Source organism: Jeongeupia chitinilytica (assembly GCF_014652315.1).
GTDB classification, from domain to species: domain Bacteria; phylum Pseudomonadota; class Gammaproteobacteria; order Burkholderiales; family Chitinibacteraceae; genus Jeongeupia; species Jeongeupia chitinilytica.
On the sequence record NZ_BMYO01000010.1, the window covers coordinates 1 to 19514 of the forward strand.

A 19514-nucleotide genomic window follows, 5' to 3' on the forward strand; every position below is an offset into this window, starting at 1 on the left:
ATTTCGCACCGAACCGATAAACCCCTGATCGGACAGCGAAATTTCGTCACCCCGATTTCAGCCCTAACCGCAACGCCGCCCCAAGCCCGACTGCGAAGCTGACAAACTCATGCCAACAGCATCAAAACCGTCAGTTTCGGCCTCGCCGGACTCACCCAACCGGCCCGAACACCACTGCCGGCCCGTCAAACATCCCGCAGTCCCTGCTTCGCCGCGCCGGAAAAGCACAACGGGCGGCCCAAGGCCGCCCGTTGTTCAGCATCCCTACCCCGTTTACGGCGCCGGACTCGGCTGGCGCGTGTGGATCGCTTCGATCTCCTGCAGCGCCACTTCGCCCAGCGTGACATCGGCGCTGTCGATGTTTTCCTTCAGCTGCGCCAGCGTCGTCGCGCCGATCAGGTTGCTGGTGGTGAACGGCCGGCTGTTGACGAAGGCGAGCGCCAGCTGCACCGGCGACAGCCCGAGACGTTTTGCCAGCCCGACATACTCGCGTGCCGCCGCCTCGGCCTGCGGATTGGTGTAGCGCGAGAAGCGCTCGTACAGGCTGAGCCGTGCGCCTTGCGGTTTTGCGCCGTCGAGGTACTTGCCGCTGAGGACACCGAAAGCCAGCGGCGAGTAGGCCAGCAGACCGATGTCCTCGCGATGGCTGAATTCGCTCAGGCCGATCTCGAATGTCCGGTTCAGCAGGTTGTACGGATTCTGGATGCTGGCAACACGCGGCAGCCCGAGCCAATCGGCGGCATTCAGGAAGCGCGACAGTCCCCAGGGTGTTTCATTGGAGACGCCGATGGCACGCACCTTGCCGGCCTTGATGAAGCCGGCCAGCGCCTCCAGCGTCACCTCGATCGCGACGCTTTCCTCGCCGTCGATCCACGGGTAGCCGAGCCGGCCGAAGGTGTTGGTACTGCGATCGGGCCAGTGCAACTGGTAGAGGTCGACGTAATCGGTCTGCAGCCGTTTCAGGCTGGCGTCGAGTGCACGCTCCAGGTTGCTGGCGGTATGACCGCCCGGCGGGATATGCGACGGCTGGTGTGACTGCCGGACCGGCCCCGCTGCCTTGGTTGCCAGCACGATGTCCTTGCGGCGACCGGTCCTGGCGATCCAGCTGCCGATGTACTGCTCGGTGCGCCCCTGCGTCTCCGGCCGCGGCGGCACCGGGTACATCTCGGCGGCGTCGAGCAGGTTGACACCGCGGTCGAGCGCATAATCGATCTGCGCATGTGCTTCCGCCTCGGTGTTCTGTTCACCCCAGGTCATCGTGCCCAGGCCGATCAGGCTGACCTCGATGCCGCTACGCCCCAGCTTGCGATACTCCATCGTTCCTCCTCCCGGTGCAGCCGGCAGCACTACGCCACGACTGCGCCCAATGCGTGTTGATATGTATATATGCGATGCCGGATCAGCCGGCCTCCGCCGCCAGCGCGGCCTGCACGCTCGGGCGCGCCAGATAGGCTTCACGGAAGCGGTTCAGCGCGTCGAAGCCGGCGAAGTCCGGCCCGAGCCGCGCGATCCAGCGCACGAACACGCCGAGATAGGCATCGGCGATGGTGAAGCGGTTGCCGACCAGCCAGTCCCTGCCCTGCAGGTGGCGGTCGATGTGGGCGATGGCGGCATGCAGCGTCCGGGCCGATTGCCGGCGTATGCCGTCGTGGCTGGCCGGGTCGGCCGAATAGCGCTCCGGACGATTGACCTGGCGGAAACCGGCGGCGTGGATTTCGGTACTGATGTAGCTGATCCAGCTCTGGATCTGTGCGCGCTCGGGCTCGCCCGGCAGCGCGAACAGCGTGGTGCCCGGTTTCAGGTCGGCAAGGTAAGGCAGGATGGCGCCGTTCTCGGTAATGACGGTGTCGTCGTCGAGCCGCAGCGCCGGCACCCGCCCGAGCGGGTTGACCGCGTGGATCGGCGATTCGGCGGTGCGCAGCGCTACGCGAACGACTTCAACCGGCAGGTCGAGCTCGCGCACGACGACATGGGCGCCAAACGAGCAGGCATCGCGGGCGGTAAACAGGGTGCTCATGTGTTTCTCCTTATTTCGATGTGGATTTCTGTCCGGATTTCGGTGGAGACCGGCGTCAGGCCGGTTTGTGGGCCAGGGCAAACAGCAGGTTGCGATGCAGCAGGATGCCGTCCGCATTGCGGTGCGCGCCGATGCGGGCCTCGAGTGCGGCGAGCAGACCGGTGCGGACGTCCGGCAGGAATTCGCCGAGGAAATTGCCGAAGGAGCTGGCCTGGCTGAACACGCGGACGGCCTCGGCATCGGCGAAGCGGTCGGCGAACCGGCGCAGCCGGACATCGTCGACGTGAAAGCCCGCGGCTTCGAGCTGGGCGGCAAGTTCGGCGAAGGTCACCGGATGCGGCGTACTGCCGCTGCCGCCACGCCGGCCAAGACCGGCCTGAGCGAGCACATCGGCAACCAGTTGCTGCAGGTCGTGCGGGCGTTCGCGGCTGGCGCTGCTGATCGCGATCCGGCCGCCGGGACGCAGTACGCGCCACGCCTGGCGCAGCACCGCGTCCTTGTCCGGCAGCCAGTGATAGACGCTGTTGAGGATCACCGCGTCGAACGCACCGGCGGCGAAGCGCGACAGGTCCTCGGCCCGGCCGACTTCGGCGTGGTGCCACGGCGATGCCCGCTTGCGGGCGATGTCGACACGCAGCGGCAACGGTTCGATGCCGACAACACGGCCGGTCGGGCCGACATGATGCCGTGCGGCCAGTTCGGTCAGCCGGCCGGTCCCGGCGCCGATGTCGAGCAGGCTCTCGCCCGGTCGCAGTTGCAATGCATTGAGCAGGTGCTGGCCGTGTTCGTACTGCAGGTCGCTGACCGCGTCGTACTGTTCGGCCAGTTCGGGGGTATCGAGGGCAAGGCTGGGCATGGTGTCCTCAGTTGTCGATCAAAAAGCCGAGTGCTTCGATCTGCGCACGCAGGCGGTCACGGCCGTACAGCGTTTCCGGTCCGCGTACCCGCGCGACCGAATGCGCCGACCACGGCTGCGGCGGCAGGCCCTGTGCGGTATAGAAGCGCCGCATCACGGCGTCGTAATCGGCAACGGCGGCCTGCTGCGGACTGACCGCGTACCGTTCGCGATGCAGCACGGCGGTCTGCGGCAGCCGCGGCTTGACCGCCGACGGCCGGGTCGGATCGGGATGGCCGATCACCACGCCGAACACCGGCGCCACCTTGGCCGGCAGGCCGAGTTCGGCCGCCACCTTGTCGAGCTGGTTGCGGATCGCGCCGATGTAAACGGTCCCGAGCCCGAGCGATTCGGCCGCGGTCACGACGTTCTGTGCCGCCAGCGCCGCGTCGATCACCCCCATCAGAAAGGAATCGAGGTAGTCGAGCCCGGCGACCGGTTCGCCCAGCTGGGCACCGAGCCGTTCGAGCCGCGACAGGTCGGCCAGCCACACCAGCAGCAGCGGTGCGTCGCGGATGTGCTGCTGGCCGCCGGTCCAGTCGGCGAAGCGGTAGCGCCGCTCGCGGTCCTCGACCGCAACGACGCTCCACGCCTGCAGGTTGGACGAACTCGCCGCCGACTGCGCCGCCGCGACCAGCGTTTCGAGCGTGCCCGCCGGCAGCGCATCGGGCAGGAAAGCGCGGACCGAACGGTGGGCGAGCAGGCTCTCGAGGACGGCATTGCCGTCGACGCGGACATCCTGTTCGCTGCCGTAGCGGGCGTGGAGCAACTGGAAAAGTGCGCTCATCAATCTGTTCTCGTTGGGGAGGAAGTGGAATTACCAGGCGAACACGTAGTCGCCGAACGGCCGCGGCAGCGGTTCGATCAGTTGTGGCCTGGGTGCGTGGCCGAACTCGGACAGCACGTCGTCCTTGATTGCCACGAAGGCCGGATCGGCACGGTTGCGCGGATGCGGCAGCGGCACCGGCACGACGCGTTTGATCCGCCCCGGACGCGGCTGCAGCACGACGATGCGGTCGGCAAGGAAGGTCGCCTCCTCGACGTCGTGGGTCACCAGAATCATGGTGATGCCCTCCTGCTCCCAGATCCGCCGCAACTCGGCCTGCAGGTTGGCGCGGGTCAGCGCGTCGAGCGCGCCGAACGGCTCGTCCAGCAGCAGCACGCCCGGCCGGTTGACGAGGCCGCGGGCAATGGCAACGCGCTGGCTCATGCCGCCGGACAACTGGTAGGGATAGGCGGTCTCGAAGCCCTTGAGGCCGACGAGATCGAGGTGCCCGGCGATCGTGCGTTTCTTCTCGTCGTTCGACAGCGGCGAGTTTTCCAGCGCCAGACCGACGTTCTGTTCGACCGTCAGCCACGGGAACAGCCGGTGTTCCTGGAACACGATGCCGCGATCGAGGCTGGTGCCGCTGATCTTCTCGCCGTCGATGCGGATCTGCCCGCGGTAGTCGTCGTCGAGGCCGATCACCAGCCGCAGCAGCGTCGATTTGCCGCAACCGGAGCTGCCGACTATGGCGACGAACTCGCCGGGCTGGATGTGCAGATTGATGTCGTCGAGCACGTCGAGCTGTTCGCCCTTGACGCTGTACTGCTTGCCGACGTGATTGAGGCTGAGGGTGCTCATTGGTTTTCTCCCGTTGGATTCGGCCGCTCAGGCGGCGCGGTTGCGCCACTTGAGCGCGCGGTGTTCGAGCCGGACGGCAAACTGGTTCAGCAGCGCGCCGATGCTGCCGACGACGACGAGACCGAACAGCACCGAGCCCATGTTGAAATGCTCGCGGCCGTCGATCATCGAGTTGCCGACGCCGTAGCCGGACTTGAGGAAGTACTCGGCGCCGATGGTCGCCAGCCACGCGTAGATCAGTGCCAGATGCAGGCCGGTGAAGATCTGCGGGCTGGCCGCCGGCAGGATCACCCGGCGCCACAGCTGCAGCCGGCCAAAGCCGTAAACGCGCGCCACCTCGGCGTAATCGCGATTGACGCTGCGGATGCCTTCGAAGGTATTGATCGCCACCGGATAGAACGCCGCCAGCGCGATGAACACCACCTTGGCCGGCTCGCCCATGCCGAACCAGACCGAGATCATCGGAATCCACGCGAACAGCGCGATCTGCTTGACGGCATTGAAGCTGGGCGCGACCAGCAGCTCGGCCAGCCGCGAGGTGCCGAGCAGCGTACCGAGTGCAAAGCCCGCCAGCCCGCCGAGGGTGAAACCGGCCAGATCGCGCGAGACGCTGGCAAGCAGGTCCCAGACGAAGCCGCCGTTGAAGATCTGGTGCAGCCCTTCGACCAGCACGGCTTCCGGTGGCGCCAGCACCTGGGTGTTGGCAAGGCCGAAGCGGGTCACGGCCCACCACAGCGCCAGTACCGCCAGCGGCAGCGCGAAGCCGCGCCAGTCGCGCTGCGACAGCCAGCGCCAGAGCGCGGGGGGCTGCACGTGTTTGTCGGAGGGCACCTCGTCGCGGACGAGCACCGGATCGGTTTCGGGAATTGGATATGTCATCGCGGTGTCCTCCGGGTCAGAACGCTGCGCGCCGCCAGCGCAGCAGACGGGTTTCGGTGATTTGCAGGAACAGGTCGATCGCAAGGCCGACCAGGCCGATGACGAGCATGCACGCCATGACCACGTCGAGCTGGAACAGCTGCCGGCCCCAGACCATCTGGTAGCCGATGCCCTCGCTCGACGCGAGCAGCTCGACCGTCACCAGCGACAGCCAGGCGTTGGTCAGCCCGTAGCGGAACCCGTTGAACAGGCTGGGCAGCGTCGACGGAAAGATCACCTTCAGCCACAGCTGCCGCGGGTTGAAGCGGTAGACGCGCGCGACCTCGAGATACGGCTGCGGAATGTTGCGGATGCCCTGCTGGGTATTGATGGTGATCGGCACCGCGGCGGCCTTGGCGATGACGAGGATCTTCATCGCCTCGCCGATGCCGACCAGCATGATCAGGAGCGGAATCCAGCCGAGCACCGGCACTTCGGAAATCGCCTTGAAGCTCGGATACAGGTAGGCCTCGGCGGTTTTCGACAGCCCCATCGCCACGCCGAGCGCCAGCCCGATCACCAGCGCGGCCGAAAAGCCCCAGGCCACCCGGGTCAGGCTGATCGCGAGATTGGTCCACAGCTCGCCCGAGTGCCACAGATCGAGCAACGTCGTCCATACCAGCGCCGGCGCCGGCAGGATCTGTTGTGCCACCCAGCCGTTCAGCGTGGCGGCATGCCACAGCGCCAGCACCGCCAGTGGCAGGATCAGCGCCAGTGCGCCGCGCCACACCCGGCTGCGCAGGCCGGCCAGCGCCTGGGCCAGCCGGGGCGTGGCGGCCGGAGCCGCCAGCGCCGGTACGGGCAGTGTTTCGGTCAAAGACATGGTCAGACTCCTTGTACAAGAACGGCATCGCGACGCGCGAACACGCGCCAGGCGAACCAGATGAAACACGGGACGAAACAGAGGAACAGCGCCTGCAGGCCGAACAGTTCGCCGAGCACGCCGCCGGCGACGCTGCCGGACAGGCCCCCGGCCGGGCCGACCAGCGCCATCAGGCCGGCAACCTTGCCGCGCCCGAGGCGTGCGCCGATGTGGGCGAAACGCGCCAGATTGGCGATCTGCTGGATGCCGAGCCCGAGACCCAGCAGCACCGCGCCCTGCCACAGCAGCGCCGGCACGCGCGCCAGCCCGAGCAGCAGCAGGCCGGCCAGCGCGAGCGCGAAGCCGCTCAGGTAGAAGCGCGTCTCGCCGAGCCGGGGCAACCCGGCACCGAGCACGAACAGCGCCGCGATGTAGGCCGCGCCCTGCACCGAGATCAGCGCCGCCGCATGCGACGCGCCAAGGCCGAAGCCGTGGACGGCAATCGCCACGATGAAAAAGCTGAAATACATGTGCACCGCGCCGCCGGCGAACTCGATGGCGCTGACGTCGCGCAGCGCCGGCTCGCGCGCCAGCAGCGCCAGCTGGCCGCGGACCTCTTGCCAGCTCAGCGAGCGCGGCGCGTCGGCCCGGTAGCGCGCCGGACCGAACACCAGCGGTGCCAGCAGCACCGCCGCGACGAAGGTCGCGCCGATCAGCCAGTAGCTGGCCGCAAAGCCGAGCGCGCTGACGATCCCGGCCGCCAGCGCCGGGCCGATCAGGAACATGCCGAGCATGTGCGAGCCGCGGAACCAGCCGGCCTTGGCCTCGCCGACGCGTTCGAGCTGCTGCATGAACACCGTGTTGAGCGACACGAAGCGCAGCGGCATCAGGAAGCTGACCAGCGCGGTGCACGCCAGCAGCCACGGCACCGAGGCGAACGCCGGCACGGCCAGATACACCAGTCCGACCAGCACGCAGCCGATGCGGAACAGCCGGCCCGGGCCGTACTGGTCGACCATCACTCCCATCGGCAGGCTCATGAACAGGATGCCGATGCTTTGCGCGCCGGCCACCAGGCCGAAGCCGGTTGCGCCGGTGCCGAGCGACAGCGCGTACAGCGAGGTCGTGACCTTGGCGAGGCCGACGCTGATCCCCGCGGTCGACGTCAGCAGCACGAAGCCGAGCAGGAAACGGTGGCGGGCGACAAAGGCTTGCAACCGACTCACGCCGCCCCCTTGCCGTCGGCCGCCAGCGGCGTCCAGTACCGTTCGAGCTTCTGCGCCTTCAGCGCCTCGCGCAGGTATTGCGGCGCGATCCAGGCGTCGACATCGACGTCCTTGCGGATCAGGCCGAACTGGCGCGCAAAGCGCACCGCATCGCGGTAGTGCGCGTAGAAGAACGGATCGAGCAAGGGCGTCAGCCGCTGTTTCAGCGCATCGGGCTGGTAATCGCGCTGCCATGCCGAGACCGGTACGCCGGCGCGCGCCCAGCCGGTGAACACCTGCTGGCGATTGGCCTCGTCACTCGTCCACGCGGCGTTGGCCACCAGCGCGCTGACCAGCTTTTGCACCAGCTGCGGATGGCGCTGCTCGAACGCGGCGTCGACCAGCAGGTGCGTGTGTGCCGCGACCAGCGGATCGCGGCGCGTGTCCTCGATCACCCGGACCACTCCGCGTTCCTGCAGCTGCAGCGCGTTCACCGGCAGGTAGACGCCGTCGATGTCGCCGGCGGCCAGTGCAGCCAGTGTTGTCGCCCCGTCCATGTTGATGGTCTTGAAGTCGCGCTCGGCCAGACCGCGCTGCGCGGCGATCCGGTTGAACGTCAGCTGCTGCGTCGTTCCCTTGAACAGCGCGAACTTCCGGCCTTTCAGGTCTTCGAGCGAGGCGGCCTTCGACTTTGCCGGCACGACCAGATAACTCGGTGCCAGCCGGCTGTCGCCGAGCAGGATGCGGGTGTTCAGGCCGCCTGCCTTGCCGGTGATTGCCGCAAGGTCGCCCTGCCAGATGAAGTCGAGCTGCTTGCTGGCCAGTGCCTCGTTCGCGGCCGGGCCGGCGCCCTTGAAGAACACCCACTCGACCCTGATGCCGTCGGGTTTGAACGCGGCCTCGAGTACGCCGCGCTGCTGCGCGATCGCGGTGGCCGCACCGCCGAAGGTGGCCGGGCTGCCGCTGGCGCCGGTCGACACACCGACGCGGATCACCGCCGGGTTGGCGGCGACACCGAACGCCGACACAAAACCGAACAGCAAGGAGACGAGTGCGCGTTTCATCATCGCCTCACTTGGCCACGAGTTTGGGCTTGCCGGCCACGTTCAGCTCGGCCCAGTAGCCTTCGAGCTTCTGCTCCTTCAGCGCCTGCTTCAGGTACTTGGGCTCGAACCACTGATCGATGTCGATATCGCCGCGCACCAGCTTGAATTTCTTCGCCAGCGCCAGCGAATCGCGGTAGTGGGCATAGAAATTCTCGTCCAGCAGCGGGCTCTGGCGCTCCTTCAGCGAGGTGCCCTCGTAATCGCGCTTGAAGGCCGAGTACGGCGTGCCCGACTTGGCCCACTGCTGGAACACCTGGTCACGGTTCTTCTCGTCGCCGACCCACGCCTGCGTCTTCACCACCACGTTGACGAAGCGCTGGACGATCTCCGGGTACTGCTTCTCGAAATCCTCGGTCACCAGCACGTGGCTGGTCAGGCCGAATTCAGGGCCGGTTTTCTGGATGACACGGGCAATGCCGCGATCGACCAGCGGGAAGATGTCGGCGCCGAACAGCCCGCCGTCGATGTCCTTGGTCGCGATCGCCGCCTGCGTGGTCGCGGTATCCATGTTGATGGTGCGGAAATCTCGCTCGGCCAGACCCTTCTGGTCGAACACCCGTGCCAGTTGCAGCTGGCCGGCCGTGCCCTTGAACACCGCCAGCTTCTTGCCCTTCAGGTCATCGATATTCTGTTCGTTGCCACCGGTCGGCACGGCGATATAGCCGGGGCCGTTGCGGGTCTGCGCGACGATGATCTTGGATTTGAGCCCGCTGGAGCGGCCGACCAGTGAGGCCAGATCGCCCTGGAAGATGAAGTCGAGCAGCTTGTTGGCCAGCGCCTCGTTGGCGGCCGGACCGGCGCCCTTGAAGTAGTTCCACTCGACCTTGATGCCGTCCTTGCGGAACTCCTCCTCGATCTCGCCCCGGCTGGCGACGACGCCGATGGTGCTGCCGCCGACGACCGGACGGTTGCCGGTGCCGACCTGCGAGACGCCGATACGGATGACTTTCGGTGCGCCGGCGGCGATGGCATCGGCGCCCAGCGCGAAGGCCAGCGCGGCGGCGGCGAAACGGAACAGTGTTTTCATGGTTTCCTCTCCTGCGGTGGATGCGGCGCCTTGTGGGCGCCACCGGTCTGTCCGGGCCGGTTCGGCCCGTCGCTGGTCGCGACTATTTTTTCGGCACGCCCCTGGCGTCGTTGTCCGGCCAGTAGCCTTCGAGCTTCAGGTCGCGCAATGCCTGACGCTGGTACTTCGGTTCAAGCCAGGCATCGATGTCGACGTCGCCGCGGACGAGCTTGAATTTCTTCGACAGCGCCAGCGCGTCCTTGTAGTGCTGGACGAAGTAGTCATCGAACAAGGGCGAGAGCCGCACGCGCAGCGGCGTGCCGTCGTAGTCCTGCTTCCACGCGTTGTACGGCACGCCGGACTTGCTCCACTGCTGCAGCACCTGCTCGCGGTTCTTGTCGTCCGACGCCCACGCCGCCTGCTTCACCAGTGCAGTGACCACACGCTGGGTGATCTGCGGGTACTTCTTCTCGAAGTCCTCGGTGACGAGGAAGTGCGTCTGCCGCGCCAGGTTCGGCGCCTGGCCCTTGGTCGTGTAGACGACGCGGGCGATGCCGCGATCGACGAGGCCGTAGACCTCGGGACCGAACCAGCCGGCGTCGATGTCCTTGGTCGCGATCGCCGCCTGCGTCGTCGCGCTGTCCATATTGATCGACTTGAAGTCGCGCTCGCTCAAGCCTCCGCGCGCGTCGAGCACCTTGGCGACGACGAGCTGGGCATTGGTGCCCTTGAACAGCGCCACCTTGCGGCCCTTGAGGTCTTCGAGCGTTTTGGCGGTCGAGTCGGACGGCACCGCCAGATACGCCGTACCGCGGGTGCCGTCGGCGATCAGCAGCCGGGTCCTGAGCCCGCCGGCCTTGCCGATCAGCGCCGGCAGGTCGCCCTGCCAGGCAAAGTCGATCAGCTTGTTGGCCAGCGCCTCGTTGACCGCCGGGCCGGCGCCCTTGAAGAAATTCCATTCGACCTTGATGCCGTCGGCCTTGAACTCGTCCTCGAGCACGCCCTTGACGTTGGCGAGCGCGACCGACGAGCCGCCGAAGACCGGCCGGTTGCCGGTACCGACCGAGGCGACGCCGATGCGGATGACTGCCGGCCTGTCGTCGGCGCGGGACACGGCCGGCAGTGTCAGGCTCAAGGCCAGCACCAGCGTGGAAAGAAGGAAATGTCTGCGTTGCATGGCGCGATCCTCAGAAGCCGAACTGGAACTGGGCCAGGAAGTCGCTGTACGACTGATTCTTGGCCTTGTCATCGGTGTGGTTGATGTTCAGCTGGAATTTGGTCGTCTGGGCGAAGAACACATTCAGGCCCGCCGTGTAGACCGTCGATTCGTCGCTCGGCTTGTCGGTGTTCGGATCGAAGCGGTCATAGCGGAAGAACGGCTGGTAGGACTTCGGCCACCAGTCGTCGTAGCGGCCCTGCGCGCGGAAGCCCTTCACGAACTGTTCGCCGAAGTTGTAGAAGAAGGTCGCGGTGTGCGAGTCGCTCTTGATCGACGACACCCTGGTGTTGGCCTGCGTCGTGCCGCTGGCCGTGTCGTCGCGACCCTGGATGTATTCGTAGGTAACGCCGAACGGCTCGTGGTTGTAGGTCACGTCCACACCGTAGCGGACCCGGTCGCCGGTCCCGACCAGGGTGCCGGTGCCCGGTACGAACAGGTTGGCCTTGCCGCGATAGAACGAGCCGCCAACGGTGAGCTGACGCCACCACGAGTTGTAATCGGACGGCACCGTGAACGCGAGCCGGCCGACCCAGTCCTTGGCACTGTTGTTGTCCGAGGTATTCGGGCCGTTGCCGTTGACCACACCGAACGCATACGTCAGCAGCGGCGCGCGGTAGTTGTAGCCGTAGTCGACCACCGGATCGAAATCGCCGCGGGCGATCAGGCCGATCTGGCGCTGCGCCAGTCCGAGCCTAGTGGTGAACTGGGCGTTCAGGATCACCGGCTTCAGGTCTTCGGTCGCCGGCACTTCGAGACCGAAGGGCAGCAGTTGCTGGCCGAAGGCGATGTCGAGCCGCGACGTGGCCGGGTCGATCGTCGGCAGCACCGAGTACGTCAGATAGGCATCGAGCAGGTTGAGGAAGCTGTTGTTGCTCGCGGTCTGCTGCGACGCACCGGCCGAAAGCCGGTAGCCCAGATTGCGGCCTTCGTCGTAGTCCTTGTAGAGGTTGCCGGTGAACGCAAGGATCGCTGTCGGTACGTCGAAACTCGAATTGCGGTTGTTGACGACGCCGGCCGGGGTGCTCGAGCTGGTACTGGTCGCCTGCGACGAATAGGCGGCCCGCGCCTGGATCGTCCCGCCGACGTTCAGCGCCCGCGAGCTGGTCGCGGTTGCGGTGTCGCGGTCGCGCTGGACCTGGTACTTGAAGTTCTCGAGGTCGGCCTGCACGCCCTGCAGGTCTTCGCGCGTCGCCGGTGTGCCGGCGGCATCGCTGGCGGCAACCGCCGTTGCGGCCGGTACTGCCGGCGCGGCCTTGCTGGCCTGCGCGTTCTGGTCCAGCTGCTGCTGCAGCGCTTCGACCGCCTTTTTCAGCGCGACGATCTGCTTTTGCAATTCCTCGTTGCTCGGCGCGGCCGCATGACCGGCACCGGCCAGCGCCAGCAATCCGGCACCCAGCCAATATCTGTGCTGTTGCATGGTGATCTCCCTGATCTGGATGCGCGTCCCTGTGCGGGGACGTCGTCGCATCCATATAAGCGAAATGCATGCCAGCGAAATTCATTAGAAAAATCGGCAATAAAAAATCCGGACTGCCCGGTTTGCAACATGAGCGCGCAACAGCCTGCTGCGAAATCAGCAACCACCCGGCAGCGCGCACCGTTGCTGCAAATCCAGCAGCGCTGCTGACCACGGTGTCCGGATTTCAACAACGTCTTTCCGGCTGCGCGGCGCCGAAAACGACGCAAGCCGCGTCAACGCTGGATTGGTTGCGTTTGGCACGCTTTTCGCTGAAGGAGTGGCAAGCCCGGTGAGGGCCACGACCGAACAGGAGAACCGCATGACCGCCGTACCGCCGCTGACCAGCCAGCTCTCGCGTGCTTTCTATGCACTCAATGCCACCGGCCGCCCCGATGCGATCCAGCCGCCCGAACAGATCACCATCCGCAAGAACGACGGCGCGCTCGGCGCGATTGTCGAAGGCCTCGACGCCAACCGTCCGCAAGCGGCCGAAACGATCCTCCGGCTCAAGCAGGCGCAGCACGACCACTTCATCCTGATCTTCAAGGGCCAGCAGCTGTCCGAAGCCGCGCTGCTGACCTTCGCGACCTATTTCGGCTCGGTGTTCAACCCGCCCGAGGACGTGCCGGTGCTGGCGTCGAGCGATGGCGGCAAGACGCCGGACGTGGTGCCGGTGTCGAACGCGCCGGGCGGCTACACCGGCAACGGCGAACTGACGCCGCACGCCGACCACCAGTGGACGCCGATTCCGTCGGCCGGCTCGCTGCTGCATGCGGTCGAGCTGCCGGGCACCGGCGGCGACACCAGCTTCTACAACATCCATCAGGCGTACGAAGACCTCGACGCCGAGACCAAGGCGCAGATCGCCGGGCTGCAGCACATCACCTACAACCCCTTCCTGCGCATCGTCGACAACGCCCGCCGCGCCCAGCGCGGCCAGTCGCCCGAGTGGCCGGCCTACCGCACGCCGGACCGCGAACCGCTCGGACCGGGCTTCCCGGCGCCGCTGGTGCGCACTCATCCGGAGAGCGGCAAGAAGGTGCTGTGGCTGTCGACGCACACCGAGAACGAAGTCCTCGGCGTCGATCCGGCCGTCGGCCAGGCATTGATCGCCAGGCTGCGCGCCCACATCCAGCAGCCGCAATACCGCTACGAGCACAAGTGGACGCTCGGCGACATCGTGTTCTGGGACAACCGCGCCACGCTGCATTCGCGCACCGCCTTCCCCGAGCACGAACGCCGCGTGCTGAAGCGCGTGAGCATCGCCGGCTCGCGCCCGTTCTGATCCGGCCTTCGGGCGCATGCCTTCACCGGCTGCGCCCGAATGCAGCCCGGAGTCCTTCGCAATTCGAGTACCAGCGCGTCATCCCGCAGTTCGAGTGTTTTGCCCCATTTACCCTTAAGGAGTTCGTCATGAGCCAGATCACCATCCACCCGATCGCCGGCCGCATCGGCGCCGAAATCCGCGGCGTGCAGCTGTCGGGCACGCTGTCCGCCGACACGGTCGCCGACATCAACGCGGCACTGCTCAAGCACAAGGTCGTGTTCTTCCGCGGCCAGCAGCTCGACGACGCCGGCCAGCAGGCCTTCGCCGGACTGCTCGGCGACCCGGTCGCCCACCCGACGGTGCCGACCGTCGACGGCACCGACTACGTGCTGGAGCTCGACTCGGCCCACGGCGGTCGCGCCAACAGCTGGCATACCGACGTGACCTTCGTCGACGCCTATCCGAAGGCGTCGATCCTGCGGGCGATCAAGATCCCCGAACACGGCGGCGACACGGTCTGGGCCAATACCCACACCGCCTACCTCGACCTGCCGGCGCCGCTGCGCGAACTCGCCGACAAACTCTGGGCCGTGCACAGCAACGAGTACGACTACGCCAGCTACCGTCAGAACGTCAGCCCCGAGGCAATCGAGCGCTACAAGAACGTCTTCACCTCGACGCTGTACGAGACCGAGCACCCGGTCGTCCACGTCCATCCGGAAACCGGTGAGCGCAATCTGCTGCTCGGCCACTTCTTCAAGAAGCTGAAGGACCTGACCAGCGCCGATTCGCAACACCTGTATGCGGTGCTGCAGAGCCACGTCATCCGGCTCGAAAACACCGTGCGCTGGCGCTGGCAGGCCGGTGACGTGGCGATCTGGGACAACCGCGCGACCCAGCACTACGCGATCAACGACTACGGCGACGCCCACCGCGTGCTGCACCGGGTCACCGTCGCCGGCGTGCCGGCGGTGTCGGTCGACGGCCAGACCAGCCGCACGGTCAGCAAGGTGCCCAAGTTCGCACCGGCGGCCAACAACGAGCAGATTCCGGCCGACAAGGCTGCGTAATCCACGAACCGGCCGGGCCGGACGGCCCGGCCGCGCTTTCCACGGTCGCCACCGTGCCCCCTATTCCGACGAGATTCCGACGAGGTTGTCATGAGCCAACGCCAGCTTCACCTCAACGCCTTCCTGCTGACCAGCGGCCACCATGTCGCCGCATGGCGCCACCCGGATGCCCAGGCCGACGCCGGCCTCAACTTCGCCCACTTCAAGCGGCTGGCGCAGACCGCCGAGCGCGGCAAGTTCGACGGCGTGTTCTTTGCCGACGGCGTCGCCGTCTGGGACTATCCGGCCGAAGTCATCGGCCGCTCGGGCCAGATCGGCCAGTTCGAGCCGCTGACCCTGCTGTCGGCACTGTCGACGGTGACCGAGCACATCGGCCTGATCGCCACCGCGTCGACGACGTACAACGAGCCCTACCATCTGGCGCGCAAGTTCGCGTCGATCGACCACCTCTCCGGCGGCCGCGCCGGCTGGAACCTCGTCACCTCGGCCACCGACGCCGAAGCGCGCAACTTCAACCGCGAAGCCCACCTCGACCACGCGGTGCGCTACGAGCGCGCCCGCGAGTTCTACAACGTCGTTACCGCGCTGTGGGACAGCTGGGACGACGACGCCTTCATCCGCGACAAGCAGAGCGGCCAGTTTTTCGACGCGACCAGACTGCACCCGACGCACCACAAGGGCGAGCACTTCAGCGTGCGCGGCCCGCTGAACATCCCCCGACCGGTGCAGGGCCATCCGGTCGTGGTCCAGGCCGGCTCGTCCGAAGCCGGACGCGAGCTGGCGGCGCAGACGGCCGAGGTCATCTTCACCGCCCAGCAGACGCTCGAGGACGCACAGGCCTTTTATGCCGACGTCAAATCGCGGCTGGCGCGCTACGGCCGAACGCGCGATGCACTGAAAATCCTGCCCGGCATCTCGCCGATCATCGGCCGTACCGAGGCCGAGGCGCAGGACAAGTACGCCGGGCTGCAGGCCTTGATCGATCCGCATATCGGCGTCGCGCTGCTGTCGGGACAACTGGGTTTCGACCTGTCGGCCTACCCGCTCGACGGTCCGCTGCCCGAAGTGCCGGAAACCAACGGCCACAAGAGCCGTCGTGCACTGGTCATCGATCTGGCGCGCCGCGACGGGCTGACGATCCGCCAGCTGGCGCTGCGCGTCGCCAGTGCCCGCGGCCACTGGACCGTCGTCGGCACGCCGACGGCCATCGCCGACCAGCTCGAACTGTGGTTCAGGGAAGGCGGCGCCGACGGCTTCAACGTGATGCCGCCGGTGTTGCCGACCGGGCTGGACGACTTCGTCGACCTCGTCGTCCCCGAGTTGCAGCGCCGCGGCCTGTTCCGCACCGAGTATCAGGGCACGACGCTGCGCGAGCACCTGGGGCTGCCGCGGCCGGCCAGCCGGCATGCGCGACCGCAGGCGATTGCCGCCTGATCCGGTCACGCAGCGCCCCGGAACGCGCACGGCGTTCCGGGGCTACTGCTTGCCCACCGGTTGCCATGCCGAGCGCAAGCATTTTTACCCGTTGGCCCGCTTCGGCGCGCCCCCGGGCAAATGGCGATTCCGGCTCAGACATGCCGCGCCGGACTGCCTGCCGGACCGCACCAAGCGGTCCTTCGCCGGGGCAGACCGCATTCGCGCGCCCTGTCGCCCGGCGCATCGCCAGACGCCCGGATCCGGCGTCCACCCCGCTTCGCCGGCCAGGCCGCCAGACTGCGCCGGGCACGACATCGGTCGGAATCCGGCGCCTGGCATGCACATCTCGACACTCAAAGAAAGCATGAAAATAGTGAATCAAAAGAAACATATGTGAATTATTTAATATTCCCTATGGAAAATATTCGGGTTGATCGGCTAACCTTTCACGAATGCATCGCCTGCATTCTTTCCAGTGCAATATCACCCGGCGACCGGCGCATGCCCATGAACCGAAGTACCAACCCGAAGCGACATGGCTGCGCCGATCCGCGCGACGCGAACGAATCATGAAACGCCCCGTCCGCCCCGATCACGGCTCGGCAACGACCCCGGTTTCGCCGACCGGCGTTGCCGGCAACCGGCGCCGTGCCATGGCCGCTATCCGTGCCAGCCGGTCCGGTGTCTTGCCGGCGTCCCGAACGGAGCCTCCGCAGCACCGGGGCGGATCACCGCAATACGTGCCTTTGCGGCCTTGCGCGTTTGCGGCGGTGCGGATGCGTCATGCCGCCGGAATCACAGCAATCACTCATATAGTTGCATTTAACAACTATTTAACAACACAATGACAGTCAGCCGCGAAAGCGTGCCCGAGTTTCGAATCACGTCCCAGCTGATGTTCCAGCAGGTTTCCACAAGGAGTTGTCCCGATGAAAATGAAGCGCATGCTCGGTTGTTCCGCCGTGTTCTCGATGGTTGTGGTGTCAAACATGGCCATGGCTTATGACTTCAATACCCAGACGAAGAACGCGACCTCCTACACCAAACAAGCCAACGAGCAGGTGTACAAGGAACTCGACTTCGGCAACAAGACCGCATTTACCGATGCCGACCGCGGCTTCATCGCACCGCTGCTGAACAACGGCGACATCGACGGCGTCTTCAGCGCCACCGGTATGAACTACATGCAGGACAAGAAAGCGCCTGATTCGGTCAACCCCAGCCTGTGGCGCCATGCCCAGCTGGTGAACCGTGGCGGTCTGTACAAGGTCAGCGACCACATCTACCAGGTACGCGGCCAGGACCTGTCGAACCTGACCATCATCGAGACCGACAAGGGCATGGTGTTCTACGACGTCGAGTACTCGGGCAAGGCCCTCAAGGCGTCGATCGATCTGTACGAAAAGAACCGCGGCAAGCGCGCCCTGGTGGGCGTGATCATCTCGCACAGCCACGCCGACCACTTCGGCGGCTTCGAGGGCATCTATGCGGCGGGCCTCGCCACGCCGGAAGACGTGAAGAGCGGCAAGCTGCCGGTGATCGCGCCGGAAGGCTTCGTCGAAGAAGCCGTGAGCGAAAACGTGATGGCCGGCAACATCATGGCCCGCCGTGCCGGCTACCAGTACGGCAACGTGCTCAAGGTCAACGAGAAAGGCATCGTGACGGGTGCACTCGGCCCGGCGCTGGCGAACGACAAGTCGTCGCTGCCGATTCCGAACAAGTACATCACCAAGGATGGCGAAACCGTCAAGATCGACGGCGTCGACTTCGTGTTCTACCTCGTGCCGCACACCGAAGCACCGTCGGAAATGGTGATGTTCATTCCGAAGTGGAACGCACTGTCGATGGCCGAAGACGTGAACCACCTGCAGCACAACATCTACACGCTGCGTGGCGCCCAGATCCGTGACGCCGCCGCCTGGGCCAAGTACATCAACCAGACGCTGGGCCGCTGGGGCGACAAGGTCGAAGTGCAGTTCGGCCCGCACACCTGGCCGGCCTGGGGCAACAAGAACGTGGTCGAGTACCTCAAGACCCAGCGCGATGCTTACCAGTCGCTCTACGACACCACGCTGCGCTATGCCAACTACGGCTACGGTCCGGACGAGATTGCCGAAAACGCCAAGTTGCCGAAGTCGGTGTTCAACAACTGGGACAACCGCCCGTATTACGGCAATACCAAGAACAACCTGAAGTCGACCTACATCCGCAACCTGGGCTGGTATGACGGCAATGCGGCCAAGCTGGCGGCTTATCCGGACGCCGAGCGCGGCCAGCGCTACGTCGAGGCTTTCGGTGGCGAGCAGAAGGTGCTGGATGCGGCACTCAAGAGCTTCAACAAGGGCGACTACCGCTTCACGACCGAGCTGCTGAACAACATCGTCGCGTCGAACCCGAAGAACCAGAAGGCCGTGCTGCTGATGGCCGACGCGCTGGAGCAGCTGGGCTATCAGGAAGAGACCGCGCTGAACCGCAACTGGTACCTTGCCGGAGCGCAGGAGCTGCGTGCAGGCGGCAATGTGCCGAACAACCTGTCGACCACATCGCCGGAAGTGATCGCCGGGCTACCGGGTGACATGCTCATGCCGTACCTCGGCATGACGATCGACCAGATCAAGGCCGAGAAGGTGGGCAACCACGTGATCAACCTGAACCTGGCGGGCGAGAAGCCTTACAGCATCGATCTGCACAACGGCGTGTTCAACACTCTCGGCGACTTCAGCGCCAAGAACGCCGATGTGTCGCTCGATATCGCCAAACCGGACCTGCTGGCTTTCCTCGCCGGCAAGACCTCCCTCGACGATCTGGTCAAGGGCGGCAAGGCCAAGGTGAGCGGCGATACGAAGGTGCTCAACACGTTGCCGGGCCTGTTCGATCTGAGCATCAAGAACAACATGAACCTGGTACTGCCACTGCAACCGGAAAACCGGATCAGGTAACGCTGGCCAAGGGTGGCGGACCCGCATGCGGGCCACCACCCGACGCATCGGCACGGGATTCCCTGCAAGCAAAAGCCCCGGTCGACATTGACCGGGGCTTTTGCTTGTCGAAAACACGACCTCGCCATCCGTGCCGGACACCGGAGGTCCTGCGCAGGCCGACTTACGACTGAACGTGTGCAGGGTCCATGTACATCAGCTCCCACAGGTGACCGTCGAGGTCTTCGAAACCGTGGCCGTACATGAAGCCGTAGTCCTTCGGCTCGCGCAATGCCTTGCCGCCGGCAGCCAGCGCCTTGGCGACCAGCGCATCGACCTGCTCCCGGCTCTCGCACGACAGGCAGGTCAGGATTTCGGTGTGCGTGTTTGCGTCACAGAGCGCCTTGTCGGTAAAGCTCTGGAAGAACGGCTTGACCAGCAGCATCACGTAGATCGTGTCGCTGATGACCATGCAGGCGGCGCTCTCGTTGGTGAATTGCGCGTTGAAGCTGTAGCCGAGCGCGGCAAAGAAGGTTTTGGACCGCTCGAGGTCGTCGACCGCGAGATTGATGAACACTTGCTGGGCCATGGG

General features: G+C 65.8%; 18 protein-coding genes. 5 read left to right on the plus strand and 13 right to left on the minus strand.

The window, feature by feature from the left end; translation table 11 throughout:
* Window positions 1-273 precede the first annotated feature (273 nt).
* The 12 genes from IE097_RS16730 to IE097_RS16785 form a co-directional block, all read right to left on the minus strand.
* Window positions 274-1317, minus strand: a complete 1044-nt coding sequence (locus tag IE097_RS16730) for an NADP(H)-dependent aldo-keto reductase (RefSeq protein ID WP_189462014.1) — start codon at window positions 1315-1317, stop codon at window positions 274-276.
* An 82-nt stretch (window positions 1318-1399) separates the two neighbouring features.
* The gene (locus IE097_RS16735; protein ID WP_189462015.1) at window positions 1400-2017 is read right to left on the minus strand and encodes a glutathione binding-like protein; all 618 of its coding nucleotides are present in this window, start codon (window positions 2015-2017) and stop codon (window positions 1400-1402) included.
* A 55-nt stretch (window positions 2018-2072) separates the two neighbouring features.
* Window positions 2073-2873 (minus strand): class I SAM-dependent methyltransferase, encoded by an 801-nt coding sequence (locus IE097_RS16740; RefSeq protein ID WP_189462016.1) that lies wholly within the window; start codon window positions 2871-2873, stop codon window positions 2073-2075.
* 7 nt (window positions 2874-2880) lie between these two features.
* Complete coding sequence (locus IE097_RS16745; RefSeq protein ID WP_189462017.1) at window positions 2881-3699, minus strand: NADPH-dependent oxidoreductase; 819 nt, start codon at window positions 3697-3699, stop codon at window positions 2881-2883.
* Window positions 3700-3729: 30 nt separating this feature from the next.
* Window positions 3730-4536: an ABC transporter ATP-binding protein gene (locus IE097_RS16750; protein WP_189462018.1), complete on the minus strand. Its 807-nt coding sequence runs from the start codon at window positions 4534-4536 to the stop codon at window positions 3730-3732.
* 27 nt (window positions 4537-4563) lie between these two features.
* Window positions 4564-5415 carry an ABC transporter permease gene (locus tag IE097_RS16755; RefSeq protein WP_189462019.1) on the minus strand — a complete coding sequence of 284 codons (852 nt, stop codon included), beginning with the start codon at window positions 5413-5415 and terminating at the stop codon, window positions 4564-4566.
* Between the two features lie 16 nt (window positions 5416-5431).
* The gene (locus IE097_RS16760) at window positions 5432-6277 is read right to left on the minus strand and encodes an ABC transporter permease (protein ID WP_189462020.1); all 846 of its coding nucleotides are present in this window, start codon (window positions 6275-6277) and stop codon (window positions 5432-5434) included.
* Between the two features lie 2 nt (window positions 6278-6279).
* On the minus strand, window positions 6280-7482 hold the full coding sequence (locus IE097_RS16765) for an MFS transporter (RefSeq protein ID WP_229797643.1): 1203 nt from the start codon (window positions 7480-7482) through the stop codon (window positions 6280-6282).
* Entirely contained in the window at window positions 7479-8525 is a 1047-nt protein-coding gene (locus IE097_RS16770) for an ABC transporter substrate-binding protein (RefSeq protein WP_189462021.1), read from the minus strand. The genes IE097_RS16765 and IE097_RS16770 overlap by 4 nt, the downstream gene beginning before the upstream one ends.
* A gap of 7 nt (window positions 8526-8532) precedes the next feature.
* Entirely contained in the window at window positions 8533-9594 is a 1062-nt protein-coding gene (locus IE097_RS16775; protein ID WP_189462022.1) for an ABC transporter substrate-binding protein, read from the minus strand.
* Window positions 9595-9676: 82 nt separating this feature from the next.
* Complete coding sequence (locus tag IE097_RS16780; protein ID WP_189462023.1) at window positions 9677-10750, minus strand: ABC transporter substrate-binding protein; 1074 nt, start codon at window positions 10748-10750, stop codon at window positions 9677-9679.
* Window positions 10751-10760: 10 nt separating this feature from the next.
* Complete coding sequence (locus tag IE097_RS16785) at window positions 10761-12209, minus strand: putative porin (protein ID WP_189462024.1); 1449 nt, start codon at window positions 12207-12209, stop codon at window positions 10761-10763.
* Between the two features lie 68 nt (window positions 12210-12277).
* On the opposite strand from IE097_RS16785, the gene IE097_RS16790 reads away from it, so the two are divergent.
* The 5 genes from IE097_RS16790 to IE097_RS16810 all read left to right on the plus strand — a co-directional run bounded on the left by IE097_RS16790 (window position 12278) and on the right by IE097_RS16810 (window position 18943).
* Window positions 12278-12544, plus strand: coding sequence for a hypothetical protein (locus IE097_RS16790; protein ID WP_189462025.1), 267 nt, complete (start codon window positions 12278-12280; stop codon window positions 12542-12544).
* A gap of 26 nt (window positions 12545-12570) precedes the next feature.
* Window positions 12571-13536, plus strand: coding sequence for a TauD/TfdA dioxygenase family protein (locus tag IE097_RS16795; RefSeq protein ID WP_189462026.1), 966 nt, complete (start codon window positions 12571-12573; stop codon window positions 13534-13536).
* A 128-nt stretch (window positions 13537-13664) separates the two neighbouring features.
* Window positions 13665-14588 (plus strand): TauD/TfdA dioxygenase family protein, encoded by a 924-nt coding sequence (locus IE097_RS16800; protein ID WP_189462027.1) that lies wholly within the window; start codon window positions 13665-13667, stop codon window positions 14586-14588.
* A gap of 90 nt (window positions 14589-14678) precedes the next feature.
* The gene (locus IE097_RS16805; protein ID WP_189462028.1) at window positions 14679-16022 is read left to right on the plus strand and encodes an LLM class flavin-dependent oxidoreductase; all 1344 of its coding nucleotides are present in this window, start codon (window positions 14679-14681) and stop codon (window positions 16020-16022) included.
* Window positions 16023-16933: 911 nt separating this feature from the next.
* Window positions 16934-18943, plus strand: a complete 2010-nt coding sequence (locus IE097_RS16810; RefSeq protein ID WP_189462029.1) for an alkyl/aryl-sulfatase — start codon at window positions 16934-16936, stop codon at window positions 18941-18943.
* A gap of 163 nt (window positions 18944-19106) precedes the next feature.
* Here IE097_RS16810 and IE097_RS16815 read toward each other — a convergent pair whose 3' ends face one another.
* A complete protein-coding gene (locus tag IE097_RS16815; RefSeq protein ID WP_189462030.1) occupies window positions 19107-19511 on the minus strand; it encodes a VOC family protein in 405 nt (134 codons plus the stop codon).
* Between the last annotated feature and the right edge of the window lie 3 nt (window positions 19512-19514).